Below are 18,778 nucleotides of genomic sequence, written 5' to 3' on the forward strand. Positions count from 1 at the left end.
TCCACCCAATGAGCCTCCCCCGGCCGCACAGTGCGAGACACTGTCTCCATGCCGGAAGACTCACACTCCCTCGCCGGAGACGACCGCGGACCGTCCGTCGCCGATGTCAACGAGCCCCGCTACACGCGCGACGAGCTGATCGCACAGTTGGGCATCAAACCCGAGTTCGCCGAAAAAGCCTGGAATGCGTTCGGTTTCGTGCGCCGATCCACCGATGACAAAGTCGCCACCGAGAGCGACGTCGCCGCGTTGCGCGTGTTCGCCGCGTCGTCGGGCGCCATGCCCGAGGCCACGCAGATCGCGATGGCGCGGGCGATCGGCCAGACGATGTCCCGGCTGGCCGATTGGCAGGCCGATCAGCTCCGGGAGATCGCCGACGACCCGGACACCCCGTGGGATCTCGACCAGATGAGCGCGGCACTGGGTCAGGTCCAGCAGCTGATCTGGCGACGCCACATGGCGCTCGCCCTCGAACGTCACGTGGAGCATTCGGCGGATGAACAGTTCGACCTGATCGTCGGGTTCGCCGACATCGTCGGTTACACGAGCCTCTCGCGGCGGATCGACCTGACCGACCTCGAGGCTCTCCTCGGTTCGTTCGAGGACGACACGTTCGACGTCGTCGTCGATCACGGCGGTCGCGTCGTCAAGACGCTGGGCGACGCGGTGATGTTCACGTTCGAGGACGCGCATGCTGCCGCCGCTGCGGCCATCCGCATCCACGAGTTGTCCGAGAACGATCACCTGCCACCGCTCCGCGTCGGACTCGCACGCGGACCCGTGCTGACCCGACTCGGCGACGTCTTCGGTGAACCCGTCAACATCGCGTCCCGCCTGGCCGGGTCCGCCCGTCCGGGAACAACTCTCATCGACGACACCATCGCCGACGAGATCAGCGCCGACGACCGGTTCTATCTCAAATCGATGCCCTCACTGCGGGTCCGGGGTTACAAGCACCTCAAGGCCCGCGTCCTCGAAGCACATCGCGACGGATCTCTGAGCGACTGACCAGCAGACGTCAGTTCGACCGGCAGACTTCGATCGAGATCTGGCATTCGGGAATGAGGTCCGGCCCTGGGTTGTGGACAGCGATCTGCGACTCTGCCCCTGCCGATCTACCCTGGCATCGATACATCTATGGTTGTTTGCGACATCAACGGGGGATTCGTGTCGGACTTGGTTGTCGATCCAGCAGCACTCGATACGGCTGCAACGGACGTCGCGAACTGCGCATCACGGCTGATGGCGCTCGAACTGACTTCGTACGCCGGTCTCGAGGGCACATCGTCGACGTTCAGTCAGCTCGCGGGCCAGTTCAAGGGCGCAACGAGTGACATGTCCGTGGTCGCAGCCAGCGCCGATCACGATATCGCCTCGTCGCTGGCTCACCTGTCCGGCGCGGTGTCCGCATTCTCCGAGATGGTGCTCGACGCCAAGGAAACCACCTTCGCCACCGATGATCAGAGCGCGGGCCGGATCAGGGACGCAGTCCCCTACCCCACTCGTCAAGGCGACCAGACCCATCACGTCGTTCCGCTCAGCGTTCTGTTGTCGGTGCAGTAAGCCCTATGCCACCGAGTTACAACGAGGTGACCTCGTGGAAGCCCGAGGTCATGGCGCAGATCGCGTTCGGCGTCGTTCGCTTGCAGGCCCATCTGGAGGTCGAAGCGCCGAAGCCGGTAACCCGGTTCTCAACCTGATGCTGTCGGACTGGCAAGGCAACGCCCGCGGTGCCGCCGACACCAGGGCTGAGAGCCTCACCCGATGGATCAGGAACACCGCCGACGAATTCGGTGACCTCGCAGAGGTCCTGCAGAACGGGGCAACCAACATTCGCAACGCAATCACTGCGCTCGAGAGTCGAACCACCCTGGCCGACAGCAGGGGCTACATCCTTGACCGCGGAAGCCGCGGGTACGCAGTGAACTTCGATCCGGCCCGGGCGCCGGATGGCGCCGAGTACGACGCCGGCGAAGCCTTCGAACACCAGTCCGCGCTCTCGGGCCTCGCGACAGTTGCGGACGATACGGTGACCGCCACGCGGGATGCAATCAACGGTGCACTTGGCGAAATCGGCGGGATGACACCAGCTTCCATTGCAAGCAACCGCGGAGTCGTCGACCCGGGACTCGCGGAGAGCGACGCCAAAGCGGTGATGGCAGGCACAGCGACCCCGGAGCAACGCGGACGTTTTGAACGCATGATGGCGCTTACGCCTCAACAGCTCGAGAACCTCAAGGCTGGTAAGACAGACGGGCTCGATCCGTCGCGGGTCGAATACATTAAGAACGCCCTCGGACTTACGGGTGACTTATCCGGCCCAGCTGCGACAGCAGCGATCTCTGCGATACAGCGACGCGGTGAAGACATCGCTGAGGCTTATCGCAGGTCGAGGCGGTCTGTGGGTCAGGCAGGGATGAGTGCGGACGATGTCGCGCGTATGAGCTCTCTGGGCAAGACGATGGCAAAAGGTTCCTTTTTTCTCGGCTTGGGTGTCACGGTCTACGACGAGTGGAGCAAGTACGATCGCGACGAGCAGGATGGCGGCGACGCTGCTGCCGCCGTCGTCGGGGCTGTCGGCGGTGGGGCGATCGGGGGAGCTGCAGCGGGAGCCGTGGTGGGCTCGTTCGCCGGTCCCGTTGGCACCGCTATCGGAGCTGGGATCGGCGCCGCCATCGGCAGCAAGGCCGGCGCCGACGCAGTGAAGTTCGTGAAAGGTTGGTTCGATTGATGGCGAAACACACTGACTCCGGCAAGCGAGACCCTGACTCATTGCCGCCATGGAAAGCACAGACTCAACGCGACCGCCCGCGACGGCTGTCCACGAGCCTGTCCGACAGTACGACGAGCTTCATGTTCTGGACACCACTGGCATGTATCCCGTCTGGCCTGACCTTCTTCCTGGGGCTGCTGTGTGGGGGTGCGTTATCAAGCTGATGAATGCAGGGACGGCAAACGCGTGATCGCAGCCCTCGAGTACGCAATCGCGAACTTCGCGGCGACGGCCGAGCTCAGGGCGTCGTCGGTCAGCTTGGATTTCGTTCCACCCCCTGCGTGGTACGACATGGAGACCGACGTCGCGCACAGCGCAATGGCGAGTCGCGTGCTTCTTCGTTCCGAAACTCCGCCGCCCACGTTCGTCTCGAACACTGTGATTCAATATTTCACTCTTGGCGACATCGATCCGATCCGCCTGTCGACGATCGATACAACTCTCGATATTCAGGCGCTCCCAGGGGCTACGGTCGTCGACCACACAGTCGGCCGGAACGGCTACCTTTGCGCCGACTACGGCGGGTACGTCGCTGACGGCTTGAATCTGCACGTTCGCCGATCGCAGCTGGCCTATCTGACTTCGACTGGACAGTCTGCCCTTGCGATCTTCACGGCCACAGCTCCTGTGCCCGTTTGGGAAACAATCGAATCAGAAATCAGAGAAATGGAAGATCTGTGGTTGACGAAGATTTCAACACCGACAAGTGGCGACAGCTGAGCACCTATTTCAGCGGGAAGCTGTCCATGTTCGTCACGTACCCGCTCCTGACCTTCTGCATCGGATTGGTGCTTGGGTACGTGACATCGACCTGACAAACGTCTTCTTCCTCGACAGCTCCGGTAGGGAGGGCTCGATCCGATCAAACGGCCTCGATCGAATTGGACCGAGCTCGGCGCAGCCATCGGCAGTGTGGCCAGCGCTGCAACCTTCCAGCAGTTCTGAATCGATAGGACAGGTGACCCGAGGTATGAAGCGACGTCACGCCGGCGCTCCGCGGCATAGGTCGAACCGTCGTCCTCATGACAACGCGATCGCGGTGACCGACCAGTTCAAGAATGCGCTGATCTGCGCTCCCTCGTGGACCGCATTCCTCGTCGGACTCTACTTCGGCGACCTCCTGACGTCTTGACTGGTGAAGAAGTGATCTCTGACATCGGACATGCAACCGTGAACCACTGTGGTACCGCCAAGCTGCTCGCCGCAGGGTGCGACTGATGAAGGACCATTTCAAGGGTAGGCATCGACATCCATACCCTGCGCCTTACTCGCGCTCTGCCTCACAGGTTTTCTCCGAAGCCATAGCGAACGCTCGCGACTACCTAACGATCTGCATGGTGTGCCTGCCGTCGACGACGACCCTTACGCTTGGCTTCCTATGTGGCGTCGCGATATGGGGATGAGCACGAAATGACCGCCGGCCTTCCACACTCGGAGTACAGCTGTTCGACACTGGCAGACCTCAACTCGACTCCTGGACTTCGATCGACGTCTGCCTGTCGAAATGAGGTCTGGGAGTGCTACCGCTCGGCGACCGCGCTGACGCGCACTTCGCTCGCCTTGACCACCAGTACGACGTCGAGTCCAGTGACCAATCCCAGCTCCGCGACAGCTGCCCACGTGACCTCTGCGGCGACAACCTGATCGGCGACGTCGGTGTTCACCACCGCGTGGTCGCCTCGCGGCACCACGTCACGGACCGTCGCCTGCAGCGCGGTACGCGGACTTCCGTGCGGGGCATCGAGATAGACGGCGACCGCACGCGGTGAGAACGTCGCGGCGGCAGGTGTTTCGGCCGCGAATCCATCAGCCGGCGCGTCGTCCCCGGGAGTCCCGACCACCGCATTACCCCGATCGTCGACAACGGCATCGGCCTCACCTATCCGCCCCACGAACAGATTGATCCCCGACAGCGAAGCGCTGAATCGACTCCCTGGATTGGTCAACACCTCTCGCGTGGAACCGGATTCGACGATTCTCCCCTGGTCCAGCACGACGATGTCCTCGGCCAGTCCGAGAGCATCCACCGGATCGTGGGTCACCATGATCGTCGTACGCCCGTGATCGGCGAGCAACCCTCGCAACAAGGCTCTCAACCGACTCGCCACGTCGACGTCGAGCGCTCGGAATGGTTCATCCAACAACAGTATTCGTGGTTCGGCGGCCAGCGCCCGAGCGATCGCCACCCGCTGAGCCTGGCCGCCGGACAATTCATCGGGCTTACGACCGGCGAGGTCGGCGACCTCTGCAGCCGCCAGCCACCGCGCCACTCGTTCGCGCACCTCGGCACGCGACATCCGCTGCGCCGACGGCGCGAACGCCACGTTCTCCGCGACGGTCAGGTGCGGAAAGAGCCGCGCGTCCTGGGACAGCAGGGCGACGCCCCGACGGTGAGGTGGGACGAACACGCGACCGTCGCGAAACACCTCGTCACCCAGGGAGATCCGTGTCGTGCCGTCCCCACGCAGCAGCCCCGCGATCACTCGCAGCATCGTCGTCTTCCCTGCACCGTTCGGTCCGACGACAGCCGTCGTCCGGCTCGCAGCAAAGCGATGCTCGACCCGCAGCGGCGGAACCTCCTGGTCGATGGACAGCGCCAGATCCGCGTCGCTCACAGCGCACCCCCAGTCCGGCGCCGCCGGCTGTGCACACCCACGACGACGACCAGCGAGATCACAACCAGAATGAGCGACAACGGGATCGCGGCCTGGGGGTCGTTGACGGAGGACACGTAGATCGCCAGCGGCGCGGTCTGCGTGACGCCCGGCGCGTTGCCCGCGAACGTGATCGTCGCGCCGAACTCGCCGAGCGCCCGCGCGAACGCCAGCACCAGCCCGGCGAGCAACGACGGCGCCACCAACGGCAGGGTCACCCGCCACAACGTGCGGGTCGGTCCGGCACCGAGCGTCGCGGCGACCTCCTCGTACCTCGTACCCACCACGCGGACAGCACCTTCGACGCTGATGACCAGGAACGGCAAAGCGACGAAGGTCTGCGCCAGCACGACCGCGGCGGTGGTGAAGGCGATGTCGATCCCGGCGTCGTGCAGATGTTCCCCGACGATCCCGAGGCGCCCGAACGTGTACAGCAGAGCCAGACCGCCCACCACCGGCGGCAGCACCAGCGGCAGGAGCACCAGCGCCCGTAACACGCGCACGAGCAGACCGTCGTGGCGCGCGAAGATCACCGCCATAGGCACGCCCACCACGAGACAGATGACGGTGCTGATCGCTGCGGTGATCAGCGAGAGTCGCAGCGCGTCAAGCGAAGACGGAGACGTCACCTGATTCACGAAGGAGTCCCAGGGCGAGCGGAACAGCAGCGCCAGGGGCGGCACGACGATCAGCGCGACTCCGACCGCGGCAAATCCATACGCCCAAGCCGGCAATCCGGCCGGGCCCCGTCGAGCGAAGCGGGGTGGAGTCACGGCGCGCCGAAGCCGGCTTCGGTCAAGATGCGCTGTCCGTCAGCACCCAGAACGAGTTGGACGAACTCCGTCCCCAGGTCACCGTCCGCGGCATCCTTCAGCGTCGCAATGGGATAGGAGTTGACCACTTCCGCAAACGCCGGATCGGTCACGGTTGCCACCTTGTCGCCGGCCGCCTTCGCATCGGTCACGTACACGACCCCGGCATCGGCTTGCCCGGTCGTCACCTTCGTGAGTACCGCGCTCACCGACTGCTCCTCCGATGCCGCGTCGATGGTGATCCCGGTGTTCTTCTCCACCAGCTCGGTTGCGGCCCCACACGGCTGAGCGGACTGGCAGGCGACCGTCGTCACCCCCGGCTTGTTGAGATCGGCCAATGTCGCGATGTCCTGTGGATTTCCGGCGGCGGTGACGATCACGAGTGTGTTGGTCGCGAAGATCTCGGGGTCGACCGCCAGGTCACCGAGTTTCGACATGTTCTTCTCGTCCGCGCTGGCGAAGACGTCCGCCGGCGCACCCTGCTTGATCTGATTGACCAGGGTCGACGAGCCGTCGAACGAAAGTCGCACAGTGACGCCGTCGTGCTGCTTCTCGAACTCGTCGGCGATCGTGGTGAAGGTCTTCTTCAGCGACGCCGCTGCGGACACGTCCAGAGTCACGGTGCCCGAATCGCTGCCGTCGTCCGACGAACACCCCGCCGCACACAGAATCACGGCGACCGCGGCAGCGACTGCGAGCCTTCTCATCGGTTCTCCCTGCTCGTTTCGACGATGACGTTCGTCGACTTGACGATCGCGGTGGCCACCGACCCCGGCGCGAGCTCCAACTCGCGTGCCGACTGCGCGCTCATCAGCGACGTCACCTCGAACGGCCCGCACTGCAAGGTGACCTGAGCCATCACACCGTCCATCAGGACCTCGGTGACAAGCCCGGTGAACCGATTGCGTGCCGACCGCGCGACGGGCGCACCGTCGTCCGGCGCCACGGCACGCTCGCGCGCGAGCTGCGCGAGGCGCGCTCCGTCGACGGTCGCCACCGGCCCGTCGTCGGATTGCTCGAGCACCCCGGACGCGATCCATCGTCGGATCGTGTCGTCGCTGACGCCGAGCAATGCTGCGGCGTCCTTGATCCGTATCGCGGTCACGCGAGTTATCGTATCCGTATCTGCGTGACAAATGGCACCTTGAATCCGCAATTGCGGAGGTACGTCCGCTATTGACTTCAAGCCGACTTGAGGTCCTAGCGTGAATCCCACTTCGGCCGTCGGAGTCCGGGCCGTCGGACCGATGAGTTCCGTGGGGGTTCCCGGTCTGTCCTGTCGAGGAACGTCGGCGTTCCCCGATGTGCCCCTGAGATGTCCCCCATGCGCACCCGGAGACACCGAAAAATCGTTCGCCCCTGTCAGACCCCATCGATACCGTGGAGAGTTATGAACTCAGTCACAGTTCCCGCCGTCGCACCCGGCGATGTCACGACGCCCGACGTCGCGATCGAGGCCATCGACCTGGTCAAACGCTTCGGCGATTTCACCGCGGTCGACGGTGTCAGTTTCACGGTCCCGCGCGGCTCCGTCCTCGGCCTGCTCGGCCCCAACGGCGCCGGCAAGACCACCACCGTCCGCATGATGACCACCCTGTCACCGCCGACGAGCGGGACCGCTCGCATCGCCGGCTTCGACGTCATCGAACAGCCCGGCATGGTCCGGCAGAACATGGGCCTCACCGGCCAGGCCGCGACCGTCGACGAGATCCTCACCGGACGTGAGAACCTGCGCATGATCGGCGGGTTGTACGGCATCGGTCGTAAGACCCTGGCTCGTCGCTCCGACGAGCTCCTGGAGCAGTTCTCACTCAGCGAGGCCGGCAACAAGCAGGTCAAGTCGTATTCCGGTGGCATGCGCCGCCGGCTCGACCTCGCGGTCAGTCTCCTCGCGGCCCCACCTGTGCTGTTCCTCGACGAGCCGACCACCGGCCTCGACCCGCGGAGCCGCTCGGAGCTGTGGGATGTGTTGCGGGACCTCGTCTCCGACGGGACCACACTCCTGCTGACCACCCAGTACCTCGAAGAGGCCGATCAGCTCGCCGACGACATCGTCGTCATCGACAAGGGCAGGATCATCGCGCACGGCACACCGCTGCAGCTCAAGGAGCAGGCCGGCTCGGCCAGCCTCGTGCTGACCGTGTCCCACGGCGACGATCTCCCGGCTGCCGAGGCTTTGCTGCGCAAGAACGGTGCGGAGGTGTTCGTCGACGTACCGGCACGTCGACTCACCACCGCCTCCGGCGGCCTCGGGGACCTCCCCCGTGTCGCCGCCTGGTTCGAGGAAAGTGGGATCGCCGTCGACGATTTCGGTCTCGCACGCCCGAGCCTCGACGACGTCTTCCTGTCCTTGACCGGCCACCGAGCCGAGGACACCACCACCACCACCGACGAGGAGATCGTCTGATGACCACCACTGCAGAGAAGGACGCGGTGGTCGCGAGCACATCGCGCGTCCATCCGACCACCCTGTGGCAACAGTCCTGGATCATGGTCAAACGCAACATGATCCACACCAGGCGGATGCCGGAGATGCTCTCCGACGTCACGATCCAGCCGATCATGTTCGTGGTGCTGTTCGCCTACGTGTTCGGGGCGTCGATCCAGACCGACAGCGCTTCTTACAAAGAATTCCTGCTGCCGGGCATCATGGGTCAGACCATCGTGTTCACCGCATTCATCGTTGCGTCCGGAATCACCGCGGATCTGGAGAAGGGCATCATCGACCGCTTCCGGTCACTACCCATACGCCGGTCGTCGGTGCTGATCGGCCGTAGCATCGCGAGCGTCCTGCACAGTTCCATCGGCATCGTGGTGATGTCGTTGACCGGGCTCGCGATCGGCTGGCGAATCCGCGGCTCCTTCGTCGAGGCCGTTCTCGCGTACGCCATGCTGTTGCTGTTCGGATTCGCGATGATCTGGTTCGGCATCCTCATCGGATCGTGGCTGCGAACCGTGGAGGCGGTCAACGGCTTCATGTTCTCGACGCTGTTCCCGATCACGTTCCTGTCGAACGCGTTCGTCCCGACCGACCCGATGCCCACGTGGCTCAGGACGATCGCCGAATGGAATCCGATGTCGTCACTGGTACAGGCCTTGCGTGTGCTGTGGGGCAACGGTCCGGAGTTCGGTCCGGGTTCGGCACTGCCGCTTCAGTACCCGGTCATCTCGACCATCGTCTGGGCGGTCGCGCTGACCCTGATCTTCGCACCGTTCGCCCTGCGTGCGTACAACAAGCGCACCATCGACTGAGCGGAGCAGGCAACCGGCCCACGCTCCCCGAGTAGCGAGCCACAACACGCTCCCCGAGTACCGAGCTCGCGAGCCACACCACGCTCCCCGAGTAGCGAGCTTGCGAGCCACACCACGCTCCCCGAGTAGCGAGCTTGCGAGCGTATCGAGGGGACTACAGCGGCCCGTTCAGGCGGTCAACGCGATCGCCTGCAGCGGGTCGCTGTAGATCGCGTCCAGCGAGACCGCACCGGCCGCCTGCTGCTGCACCGTGGCTCCCGAATGCGATACCCGCACATCGCGTTTGGTGACGATCGAGGTCTCGCGAACGGCGCGGGCCACCGTCGGCAGGCTGGCCGGGTAGTCGGTGAACGCCTGACCACCGAGGATGATGTGGTCTGGGTTGAAGATGTCGGCGATGAGACCGACAGTGCGGCCCAGGACCTCGGCACGCTCTTCGAGGAGAGCGCGCGCGGTTGCGTCACCCGCACGGGCGAGAACGTGCAGACCCTCGACATCGGTCACCGAAAGACCCAGCGCCTGAGCAGCTTCGACGATGCCGGTATCACTTACCGCCGGTTCGAGACGACCCGTGTGCTGCGGGTCGAGGAGCTTGGTGGCGCCGGTCGGGAAGTGACCGATCACCGGAGGTCCCGCGGTGGGGGTGTGGACGGTGCCGCCGACGCTGAAGGCGATGCCCAGCATTTCGCGAGCGTAGAAGTACAGGAAGCTCGACTGCTCGTCGTCGGGGTTGAGGACCAGCTCGGCGGCCGCCATCGCCTCGACGTGCGACGCGACCGAGACCGGCAGACCCACGGCCTCGGCGATGACACGCCCGACGGGTGCACCCTCCCAGCCCAGGCGGGGATGATCCACGATGCCGCCCTCGGCGACCCGGCCACCGAGTGCGACGCCGACCCAGAGCACTCGCTTTCCGGTCCAGCGTTCGGCGAAGCGGCGTGCGCTCACGCCGATCGCGGCGAGGGTCTGCTCGGGCGTGTCGGCCACCGGCGTCGGTATCTGGATGGCACCGACCACGCGATGCAGCAGGTCGTGGGTGGTGATCGAGGTGACCTTGTAACCGATGTGGATACCGAGGGTGAGGAACTCGGCGAGGTTGACCTCGAAGGGCAGGCGCGGGCGTCCGATGGCTCCCGACGGGGCGAGGTCCGCGCGCTCGCGGATCAGACCGGCCTTCAGCAATGCACTGACCTGGCGGTTGACCGTCGAGATGCTCAGGCCGGTGCGTTCGGCGGCATCATCGCGGAACAGCGGGCCGGCCAGGCGAGCGGCCCGGAGGACGAGAGCGGCCGGCTTGTTCGACAGCTCGAGGCGAGGCGTCGCAACGTGCACCCGCTGATCCCCCTTCCCGAATCCTCGTCGGTCAGCGATCGGTCCCGGGATTCGGGACGACGGGACCGACGAAGGTACGGATGACAACGGTACGGGTTGGCGGCTCACCTGCGGACCACGGCGCACCGGCCGGGACGCAGGCCGACGCGTCAGCGGTGTGGGGGAGGTGCGCAGGGTGCGAGTGGAGATCTCGGGAAGGGTTGCGGTCATGATTGTCCTCGTCGAAAATCCCCGCGCTCAGACGGCGGGGCGGAGTGGCTGAAGTGCTCGGATGAAGAGACTTGGAGCGACACCCCGGACGAGGTGTCGGCTCAGCGCATTCGACGACAACAACAGAGAACACGAGCGAGCGGCAGACGGCAGCCCAGCGCGGTGGTCACATAGGTGACCTCCGACAGCCTGCGGTCGACACTCGTCATGCGGATCAAGCTAGCAACGCCCACCCCGCCGCGGCAAGCCCGTTCCGCCAGGTGACGGAGGTTTGGCAACCTACGGGCATACGCGTTCACCGGCGAAGATAGCCCCGCCGACGATGATTCGCGCGGGTTGCGCTCAGCGTGATTCCAAATCCTGACCCGGTGCCCATCCGACCTGGGTCGCCTTCCAAGCGGACCGAGGTCGCCTTGTCTCTTCCGAGTCGAGCGTGTCGGTGATCGACGGTAAATTGTGAGCATGACCACAACCGCGGGTGAGTCCGTTTCCGACGCCGATTTCCTGGAGGTCGCCGAACCGTTCCGTCGTGAGATCGTCGCCCACTGCTATCGGATGCTGGGCTCGCATCACGACGCGGAGGACCTGGCCCAGGAGACATTCCTGCGCGCGTGGCGCGGATACGCCAAGTTCGACCACCGCTCCTCGGTGCGGACCTGGCTGCACAAGATCGCCACCAACACGTGCCTCACGGCACTACAGAGTTCGCAGCGCCGACCGCTCCCGTCCGGCCTCGGCGGCGATGCCTTCGACCCGACCGACGACCTCCTCCAGAACCACGAGGTGCCCTGGCTCGAGCCGTTTGCCGGCACCGTCGACGAGATCACCCCCGGCGACGACGCGGACCCGGCCTACGTCGTCGGCGCACGCGAATCGGTGCGGCTGGCGTTCATCGCCGCCCTCCAGCATCTCCCCGAACGCCAGCGCGCCGTGCTGATCTTGCGCGACGTCCTGCAGTGGCGCGCCGCCGAGGTCGCGGACACCATCGGCGTCACCACCGCAACCGTCAACAGCCTTCTGCAGCGTGCCCGTGAGCAACTGAAGACCGCGCGGCCGCAGGCCGACTCCGCGAGTTCGGACTCCTCGGTCCTCGACGACGACGCCAAGCGGGAACTCCTCGCACGCTATGTGTCGGCTTTCGAGCGCTACGACGTCGACGCGATCGCCGAGATGTTCACCGACAAGGCGATCTGGGAGATGCCGCCGTTCACCGGCTGGTACCAGGGCCCGGAGGCGATCGGGACACTCATCAGCAAGAACTGCCCGGCGGAGAAGCCCGGCGATCAGATCCTGCTCCCCACCGTCGCCAACGGGCAGCCCGCGTTCGGTCTGTACATGCGCGAACCCGACGGCGTCCACCGACCGTTTCAGCTCCAGGTCCTCGACATCGATCCGGCGACGAAGAAGGTCGGCTACGTGGTGGCGTTCTTCAGCGACACCATGGAAGCCGACTTCGCGAGGTTCGGCCTCCCCCCTACGCCGTACGACGCCCCGGCTCGCACCGCGCCGAACCCCTGGCACTGACGCCACCCGCCACCCCAGTTGTATGTGACCATCGGTCACAGAAATTTCTCCCTGCGGTGCGGGGTCGATAACCGCAGGTGAGACCCTCCACGCGCTGGATAGGCCGCCCGCACTCGCGTGCCCACTCACCGACAAGGGGTTCTGTTTCCGAACCACTTCGGTTAGCGTGTCCTCGTCCAGCCGGAAAGATGAGGGGGAAACATGGTGTTGTCTGAGGTTGAGAGCGCTCCGGCACGGGGGCTCGCACTGTCCGCGACTCGGAGAGTGGTGATGTCTTTCGCCGAGCGGGGAGCGCGGACATCGACGAAGCCGCACGATCCCGACTACCTACTGCGTCCGCACGTCGGAGAGCGCAGGTTCGGCTGGACGCACTACGGCGTCATGATTCCCGACCTCCCATCGCCTCACCGCTATCTCAGCGTGATGATCATGGCCGGGATGCCGGGACAGAGCGCCTTCGACGTCGACGAGGTCGTCGCGACGAGCCCACGGGACACCGTCACCGTGTCCGTTTCGACCGCCGTTGCCGCACAGTACAAGTCGTTGTCGATGAGCCGGGAATGCCACCTCGGCGCAGACGGCGACGACCTACGGTTCGGCTCGCTGGTGACCATCTCCGGTCGGTACCCGGAGTTCTCGGTGGTGATCGACATCCCCGGCCTATACACCGAGCTACGCTTCGCGATGGCCGACCGCGCAACATGGTTCGTCCAAGGCCTCCCCTACCACCACCTGAGTCTCCTGGGCGATTTCACCGGCGTCATCCGCACCGACGATTCGACCCTCACGGTCTCCGGTCAGGGCAACATCGAGTACGCGCGCTGTGTCGGCCCGTATGCCCTGCGCGACCGGCTGCTACCGGCGACACGGAAACTGCCCGTCGACTTCTTCACCTACCACGTCGTCAGCCTCCCGGATGATGCGCAGATCCTGTTCTGTCGCGTCGGCATGCTCGCCGAACGAGTCGGCGATCTCGTACAACACCGCACGACAACCAGCGCAGGCGATTGGCGGGTCAACAACGTCTCCACAGACAGGACCTTCTACGAGGTTCTCGACTACGAGGAGCAGCCGCGGGTGGACCAGGGAGGGCACCGCATGCTTCTTCCGAGGAGATTCCGGTTCGGTGTTCGTGATCGTCTCACCGTCACGGGCACCTACGACACCGAACCGCGGTATGGCGTCGGTCGCGGCTACATCTGGGGATACATGGCCGATGTCGACATCGATGGGCGGACCATCCGGACCCGAGGGTACTCCGAGTACGTCAACGTGCGGGCGACGTGACGAACCGCTGAACACCGGGTGGTGGTGCCGCGCTGCGTATGCTTGCGCACGTGAGCGCGGCACACCCACCTCAACCCGGCCGTCCGGTGCGTGGCTCCGACACCGGCCGACCGATCATGGCGTCGTTCGACCTGCTCGGACGACGATGGACCCTCCGGATCGTGTGTGAGCTCAGCAAGGAGCCCCTTGGCTTCAGCGAACTACGACGCCGGGCTTCGAACATGTCGAAAAGCGTGCTGTCCCTACGCCTCCATGAATTGGTGGAGGCCAAGGTCGTGCACCGTGACGAGGCAAGCTCGGCCTACTCGCTCACACCGCTGGGCAAGTCCCTCTACCTTGCCCTCGAGCCGCTGTTCACGTGGTCGAACGAGTGGGCCGCCGCCCTCGGGGCCGACCCGGACGACTCGCACCACAGCGAGCCGGCCTGAGCGGCCCTCGGTGCCGGCCAGGGCAGTACTGCATCACGGTCAGTGCAGCGTCTGAAGGATCGACGCCCCGATCATCCGTCGGGATCCTGGGGCAACTGGGAGGGGTCCATCCAGACCACCTCCCAGGCATGGCCGTCCGGATCGCAGAAGCTGCAGCAGTACATGAACCCGAAGTCCTCGGGGTCGCGCAGCGGTGCGCCGCCCGCGGCGAGCGCCGCGCCTGCGAGCTGGTCGGCGTGTTCCCTGCTGTCGGCGGAGAACGAGACGAGCGCCTCTCGCCCGTGGGTGGGGTCGGCGATGCTCCCGGCCGCGAACCCCTCGAACCGTCGGTGCTGCATCAGGATCACCATCGCGGCGTCGTTGATCGTCATGCACGCGGTGGCCTGATCGCAGAACACCTCGTCGAACCGGAAGCCCAGCGCGCCGAAGAACCGACGTGACCGCGCCACGTCGGCCACCGGCAGATTGACGAAAAGCATCGGTGCCACGGGCGGCCTCCAGTCGAGATCGGGACTCCACCCCGCCCGTCCACGCCGACGAATCGGCCGGCCGGGGCAGGGCCTCACCCAATACAGACCAGCCCGCGCAAGGGAACTCATCGCGGTCTAATAGTGTGCAGTCATGGGCGTCATCTATCTCGTGCGGCACGGTCAGGCTAATGCGTTGGCGTACGGCGTATCCGACGCCACGGACGACCTGCGGAACGGCCCCGGCGGACTCACCGCGACCGGCGACACGCAAGCAGCGGTCTCCGGCGCATTCCTGTCGGGGCAGATCGACGGATTCACGGCGGCCGTGAGTGGTGACCTACCGCGGCAGAGCCAGACCCTCAGCGGAGTGCTCGGCGCTTTCGAAGCACGACCGGACGCGAAGGTGGATCCCGGCTGGAACGAGTACTCACTTCCGGCGCTCGTGGGACACGCATCCCCGGAGATGTACCGCGACGGCCGCAACTACCAGCAGCATCTGGACAAGGGCCTCGCGGCCTGGATCGCGGCCGGCGACCACGAACCGACACCGGGACCCGACGGCGGCCCGGCCGAGAGTTACCCGCAGTTCCAGGCACGCGTGCACGACGCCGCCACTCGCGCCAAAGAACGTGCCGGATCAGGCCAGACGCTCCTGGTGGTGTCCTCCGCGGGCACCATCACGCAGTGGATCGCGCAGCTCTGGGGCATCCCGGACGAGCAGTGGCCGACGATGGCGCGCTCGATGGTCAATGCGTCGATCACGAAACTGATCGTCGGCAGGCAAGGCGTGACGGTGGTGTCGTTCAACGAGCACGGCCACCTCTCCGACCGTGAGGGCGGTATCTCGACCTTCCGCTGAGTCCAGCGGCATGGTGGGCGCGTCGAGCAACCGCGCACAACGAGGAGCCGTGCCGAGATCACCCCCGCGACAGGGGCGTTCGACACGGCTCCTCGTTGTGTTCGACGCCTGCTAGGCCCGATGCAGATTCGTGCCCGGACGCGTGAGCACCACGTTCGGCAGCACTGCGTACCGCGACAGCTGGGTGACCGAATGTGCGACGACGGCAACATCAGCGGCCGTGATCATCTCGTCCTTGGAGATGCGGTCCTTGAGCCAGTCGGTCATGTCGGTGGCAACGTAACCCGGCGCGATCGTCGTCGCGCTCACACCGTTCTCCGACTCCTCCAGGTTGAACGTCTCGCACAGCGAGATCAACGCAGCCTTGGTCGCGCCGTAGGCGGAGAGTTCGGGCTCCGGGTAGACGCCGGTGATCGACGCGACCGCAATGACTTTCGCGGCGCCGGCGGATGCCGCGGTGGCCCGCAGGGTCGGCAGCACCGACTGCAGCAGGATGTACGGCGCCCGCACGTTGACCTCGTACAGACGATCGAAACGCTTGACCGGCATATCCGCCACCGCGCCCTTGGAGCCCATGCCCGCGTTGATGATCAACGCATCGCACCGACCGAAGGCGTCGGCGTGGGCGGCACCGAGCGCGGCGATCGCTTCGGCATCGGTCATGTCGGCCGGGACGACCTCCACCCGGCCGGCACCGTGCTCGCGGAGCTCGGCCGCCTTCTTCTCCAACGCTTCCCGGCCTCGGGCACTGATCGTCAGGTCCCAACCGTCCGCGGCGAACCGCTCGGCGATCGACGCTCCGATGCCACGGGACGCGCCGGTGACCAACGCGGACCGGTTCTTCGACACTTCACTCATGCACTTGTCCCCGTATTCCGACTGTTCCGACGTGACTCTCAGCTGATGTGGCGCAGACCGTCGGCGATGAAAGCCGCGGTGGCCTCACCCGCACGCTCGGCGCCATCGCCCGACGACGCGCCCGAGAGGGCGCGGTAGGTGATGCCCTCGGCGATCACGCCGAGCTTCAGGTTGGCGAGACCGAGGTAGAAATCCCAGTCGCCGAGATCGGAACCGGTTGCGGTGGCATACTTCTGCGCGATCTCGTCCACGGATGCGTAGCGATCGCTGGTCCACGCCGCGGAGAAGCCGAGCACCTGGTCGAAGGCACCGGTCCGGTACACGCACATGAGCGCGACGTCGGTCAGTGGATCGCCGAGCGTCGACATCTCCCAGTCCACGACAGCGGCGATGCGTGCCGGGTCGTTCGCGTCCACGATCGTGTTGTCGACGCGGAAGTCCCCGTGCACCACCGATTCCCGGGCCTTCTCGGGCACACGCTCGGACAGCGCCTCGACGAGGCGCTCCACGTCGGGCAGCTCGCGGGTCTTCACGTGACCCCACTGACGGGCCCACAGCTTGACCTGTCGCGCAGCGAACCCGGCCGGCCGGCCGAAGTCACCGAGACCGACGGCGTGGTAGTCGACGGCGTGCAGGTCGGCGAGCGTCCGGACGAGACCGTCGAGATTGGCGGCCACCTCCTCGTCGGAGTACACGGCGAGATCCTCGGCGGTGCGCACCACCCGCCCGTCGACGAATTCGACGACCGTGCAGGGCGCCCCGATGATCGACCCGTCGGAGTCGAAGGCGACGGTTCGCGCGACCGGCACCGAGGTCGACTGCAGCGCACTGGTGACGGCCCACTCGCGGTTCATGTCATGGGCGGACGGCGTGAGTCCACCAGTCGGTGGACGACGCGCCACCCACCTGCTCTGGCCGTCGGTGACGGTGTAGGTCAGGTTCGACTTACCACCGCTGATGAGGTCGATCGACAGGTCGCCGGCGAGTTCGACACCGTTGTCGACGAGGAGCCGGCGGAGCTTGTCCGCCTCGAGAGCTGATTCGACGCCGGTCATTTCGCAGCCACCGCGGCCTGTGCCTTCTTCGCCCGGCCGACGGCGCGGCGCGCGATGGCCCAGCGATGGACCTCGGACGGACCGTCGTAGACGCGGAACGGCCGGAGCTCCTGCGACAGGCGCGCGATCGGCAGGTCGGCGGAGACACCGAGACCACCGCACATCTGGATGCTGCGGTCGGCGATGCGTGAATATGCCTCACCGGCAAAGGTCTTCGCGATCGACGTCTCGTCGGATGCGTGGTTGCCCAGGTCCAGTTCGTGACAGGCCTTGAGCAGGAGCGCACGCGATGCGGCGAGGTCGATCTCGTTGTCGGCGATCATCTGCTGGATCATGCCGAGGTCGCCGAGTCGGCCACCGAATCCCTCACGGCGCGAGACATAGTCGACGGCGACGTCGTGGCAGCGCTTGGCAGCTCCGAGCCAGCGCATGACGTGGGTCATGCGGGCCGGGCCGAGCCGGACCTGCGCGTAGCGGTAGCCCTCGTCGACCTCGCCGAGGATGTCGGCGTCGGGGACGAACAGGTCGTCGAACGTGACCTCGCAGTGCCCGCCGATCATCGCCTTGTCGATGGTGTTGATGTGACGGCCGACGGTGATTCCCGGGGTGTCGGCCGGAGCCAGGAACATCGTGGCACCGCCGCGATCGCCGGGCGACCCCGCGGTGCGGGCCATGATGATGAAGAACCCCGCACCCTCGGCACCGGTGATGAAGTGCTTCTTGCCGTTGATCTTCCAGCCGCCGTCGACCCGGACCGCCTGCGTGCGCAGCGCATTCGGATCAGATCCCGCGCCGGGGGCCGGCTCGGTCATGGCGAAACCGGAGCGGACCTCACCGGTGGCGAGCGGGGCCAGGTACTTGTGACGCTGCTCCTCGCTGGCGATGTGGGCGAGCATGTGCACGTTGCCCTCGTCCGGGGCGCCGATGTGCAGCGCCACGGGTCCGAAGGTGGAGTAGCCCGCCGCCTCGAAAACCGGTGCGCGGTCGGTCATGTTCAGCCCGAGTCCGCCGAACTCGACCGGCGCGTGCGGGGCGAAGATGCCCTCTGCCTTGGCCTTCGCGTTCATCTCGCGGCGGAGGTCGTCACCGCCGGCTGCGGTTATGTCGCCGGCGTGCGCGTCCTCGAGCGGCAACACGTACTCGCGGACGAAACGTTCGGTCTTCTCGACCAGTTCGACCACTGCGGGATCGTGGCGCAGGTCTATGGGCATCGTGACTCCTTTGACTGGACCGACGGGACTAACTGACCCCGACGCCGACCGAG

19 protein-coding genes are annotated in these 18,778 nt (G+C 65.8%); 10 read left to right on the forward strand and 9 right to left on the reverse strand.

Annotated features, from left to right (window positions below; all coding sequences use genetic code 11):
• Positions 1-48: 48 nt before the first annotated feature.
• The 4 genes from BPODLACK_RS16490 to BPODLACK_RS16505 all read left to right on the forward strand — a co-directional run bounded on the left by BPODLACK_RS16490 (position 49) and on the right by BPODLACK_RS16505 (position 3,493).
• Positions 49-1,008, forward strand: a complete 960-nt coding sequence (locus tag BPODLACK_RS16490) for an adenylate/guanylate cyclase domain-containing protein (RefSeq protein WP_159405721.1) — start codon at positions 49-51, stop codon at positions 1,006-1,008.
• A gap of 159 nt (positions 1,009-1,167) precedes the next feature.
• Positions 1,168-1,563 (forward strand): hypothetical protein, encoded by a 396-nt coding sequence (locus tag BPODLACK_RS16495; RefSeq protein WP_159405722.1) that lies wholly within the window; start codon positions 1,168-1,170, stop codon positions 1,561-1,563.
• 136 nt (positions 1,564-1,699) lie between these two features.
• The gene (locus BPODLACK_RS16500) at positions 1,700-2,731 is read left to right on the forward strand and encodes a hypothetical protein (RefSeq protein WP_236577696.1); all 1,032 of its coding nucleotides are present in this window, start codon (positions 1,700-1,702) and stop codon (positions 2,729-2,731) included.
• Between the two features lie 189 nt (positions 2,732-2,920).
• Positions 2,921-3,493, forward strand: a complete 573-nt coding sequence (locus tag BPODLACK_RS16505) for an acetyltransferase (protein ID WP_236577697.1) — start codon at positions 2,921-2,923, stop codon at positions 3,491-3,493.
• Between the two features lie 800 nt (positions 3,494-4,293).
• On the opposite strand, the gene BPODLACK_RS16510 is transcribed toward BPODLACK_RS16505, so the two are convergent.
• The 4 genes from BPODLACK_RS16510 to BPODLACK_RS16525 are packed head-to-tail and all read right to left on the reverse strand — an operon-like array spanning position 4,294 to position 7,344.
• Complete coding sequence (locus tag BPODLACK_RS16510; RefSeq protein WP_024499444.1) at positions 4,294-5,388, reverse strand: sulfate/molybdate ABC transporter ATP-binding protein; 1,095 nt, start codon at positions 5,386-5,388, stop codon at positions 4,294-4,296.
• On the reverse strand, positions 5,385-6,161 hold the full coding sequence (locus BPODLACK_RS16515; RefSeq protein WP_024499443.1) for an ABC transporter permease: 777 nt from the start codon (positions 6,159-6,161) through the stop codon (positions 5,385-5,387). Before BPODLACK_RS16515 ends, BPODLACK_RS16510 begins: the two co-directional genes overlap by 4 nt.
• 35 nt (positions 6,162-6,196) lie before the next feature.
• Complete coding sequence (gene modA / locus BPODLACK_RS16520; protein ID WP_024499442.1) at positions 6,197-6,946, reverse strand: molybdate ABC transporter substrate-binding protein; 750 nt, start codon at positions 6,944-6,946, stop codon at positions 6,197-6,199.
• Positions 6,943-7,344, reverse strand: coding sequence for a TOBE domain-containing protein (locus BPODLACK_RS16525; protein WP_024499441.1), 402 nt, complete (start codon positions 7,342-7,344; stop codon positions 6,943-6,945). The genes modA and BPODLACK_RS16525 overlap by 4 nt, the downstream gene beginning before the upstream one ends.
• Before the next feature lie 285 nt (positions 7,345-7,629).
• Here BPODLACK_RS16525 and BPODLACK_RS16530 point away from each other — a divergent pair, with 285 nt between their 5' ends.
• On the forward strand, positions 7,630-8,646 hold the full coding sequence (locus BPODLACK_RS16530; protein ID WP_159405723.1) for an ATP-binding cassette domain-containing protein: 1,017 nt from the start codon (positions 7,630-7,632) through the stop codon (positions 8,644-8,646).
• On the forward strand, positions 8,646-9,491 hold the full coding sequence (locus BPODLACK_RS16535) for an ABC transporter permease (RefSeq protein ID WP_024499439.1): 846 nt from the start codon (positions 8,646-8,648) through the stop codon (positions 9,489-9,491). The genes BPODLACK_RS16530 and BPODLACK_RS16535 overlap by 1 nt, the downstream gene beginning before the upstream one ends.
• 168 nt (positions 9,492-9,659) lie before the next feature.
• On the opposite strand, the gene BPODLACK_RS16540 is transcribed toward BPODLACK_RS16535, so the two are convergent.
• Positions 9,660-10,823, reverse strand: a complete 1,164-nt coding sequence (locus BPODLACK_RS16540) for an ROK family transcriptional regulator (protein WP_024499438.1) — start codon at positions 10,821-10,823, stop codon at positions 9,660-9,662.
• A gap of 672 nt (positions 10,824-11,495) precedes the next feature.
• On the opposite strand from BPODLACK_RS16540, the gene BPODLACK_RS16545 reads away from it, so the two are divergent.
• The 3 genes from BPODLACK_RS16545 (at position 11,496) to BPODLACK_RS16555 (ending at position 14,272) form a co-directional block, all read left to right on the forward strand.
• Complete coding sequence (locus tag BPODLACK_RS16545) at positions 11,496-12,557, forward strand: sigma-70 family RNA polymerase sigma factor (RefSeq protein WP_024499437.1); 1,062 nt, start codon at positions 11,496-11,498, stop codon at positions 12,555-12,557.
• A 270-nt stretch (positions 12,558-12,827) separates the two neighbouring features.
• Positions 12,828-13,844, forward strand: a complete 1,017-nt coding sequence (locus BPODLACK_RS16550; RefSeq protein ID WP_159405724.1) for a DUF6670 family protein — start codon at positions 12,828-12,830, stop codon at positions 13,842-13,844.
• A 50-nt stretch (positions 13,845-13,894) separates the two neighbouring features.
• Positions 13,895-14,272 (forward strand): winged helix-turn-helix transcriptional regulator, encoded by a 378-nt coding sequence (locus BPODLACK_RS16555; protein ID WP_236577698.1) that lies wholly within the window; start codon positions 13,895-13,897, stop codon positions 14,270-14,272.
• Between the two features lie 71 nt (positions 14,273-14,343).
• Here BPODLACK_RS16555 and BPODLACK_RS16560 read toward each other — a convergent pair whose 3' ends face one another.
• Positions 14,344-14,760 carry a VOC family protein gene (locus BPODLACK_RS16560; RefSeq protein ID WP_159405726.1) on the reverse strand — a complete coding sequence of 139 codons (417 nt, stop codon included), beginning with the start codon at positions 14,758-14,760 and terminating at the stop codon, positions 14,344-14,346.
• A 133-nt stretch (positions 14,761-14,893) separates the two neighbouring features.
• Between BPODLACK_RS16560 and BPODLACK_RS16565 the strand changes: the two genes are divergently transcribed.
• Positions 14,894-15,601: a histidine phosphatase family protein gene (locus BPODLACK_RS16565; protein WP_159405727.1), complete on the forward strand. Its 708-nt coding sequence runs from the start codon at positions 14,894-14,896 to the stop codon at positions 15,599-15,601.
• Positions 15,602-15,712: 111 nt separating this feature from the next.
• Here the strand turns inward: BPODLACK_RS16565 and BPODLACK_RS16570 are convergent, their stop codons facing one another.
• Genes BPODLACK_RS16570 through BPODLACK_RS16580 form a run of 3 tightly spaced genes read right to left on the reverse strand, consistent with a single transcriptional unit; the run spans position 15,713 to position 18,725 of the window.
• A complete protein-coding gene (locus BPODLACK_RS16570; protein ID WP_159405728.1) occupies positions 15,713-16,459 on the reverse strand; it encodes an SDR family NAD(P)-dependent oxidoreductase in 747 nt (248 codons plus the stop codon).
• Positions 16,460-16,497: 38 nt separating this feature from the next.
• Positions 16,498-17,514 carry a phosphotransferase family protein gene (locus BPODLACK_RS16575; RefSeq protein ID WP_024499433.1) on the reverse strand — a complete coding sequence of 339 codons (1,017 nt, stop codon included), beginning with the start codon at positions 17,512-17,514 and terminating at the stop codon, positions 16,498-16,500.
• Entirely contained in the window at positions 17,511-18,725 is a 1,215-nt protein-coding gene (locus BPODLACK_RS16580; protein WP_159405729.1) for an acyl-CoA dehydrogenase family protein, read from the reverse strand. Before BPODLACK_RS16580 ends, BPODLACK_RS16575 begins: the two co-directional genes overlap by 4 nt.
• Positions 18,726-18,778 lie beyond the last annotated feature (53 nt).

The organism is Gordonia sp. YY1 (assembly GCF_009872315.1).
In the GTDB taxonomy this organism is placed as follows: domain Bacteria; phylum Actinomycetota; class Actinomycetes; order Mycobacteriales; family Mycobacteriaceae; genus Gordonia; species Gordonia amicalis.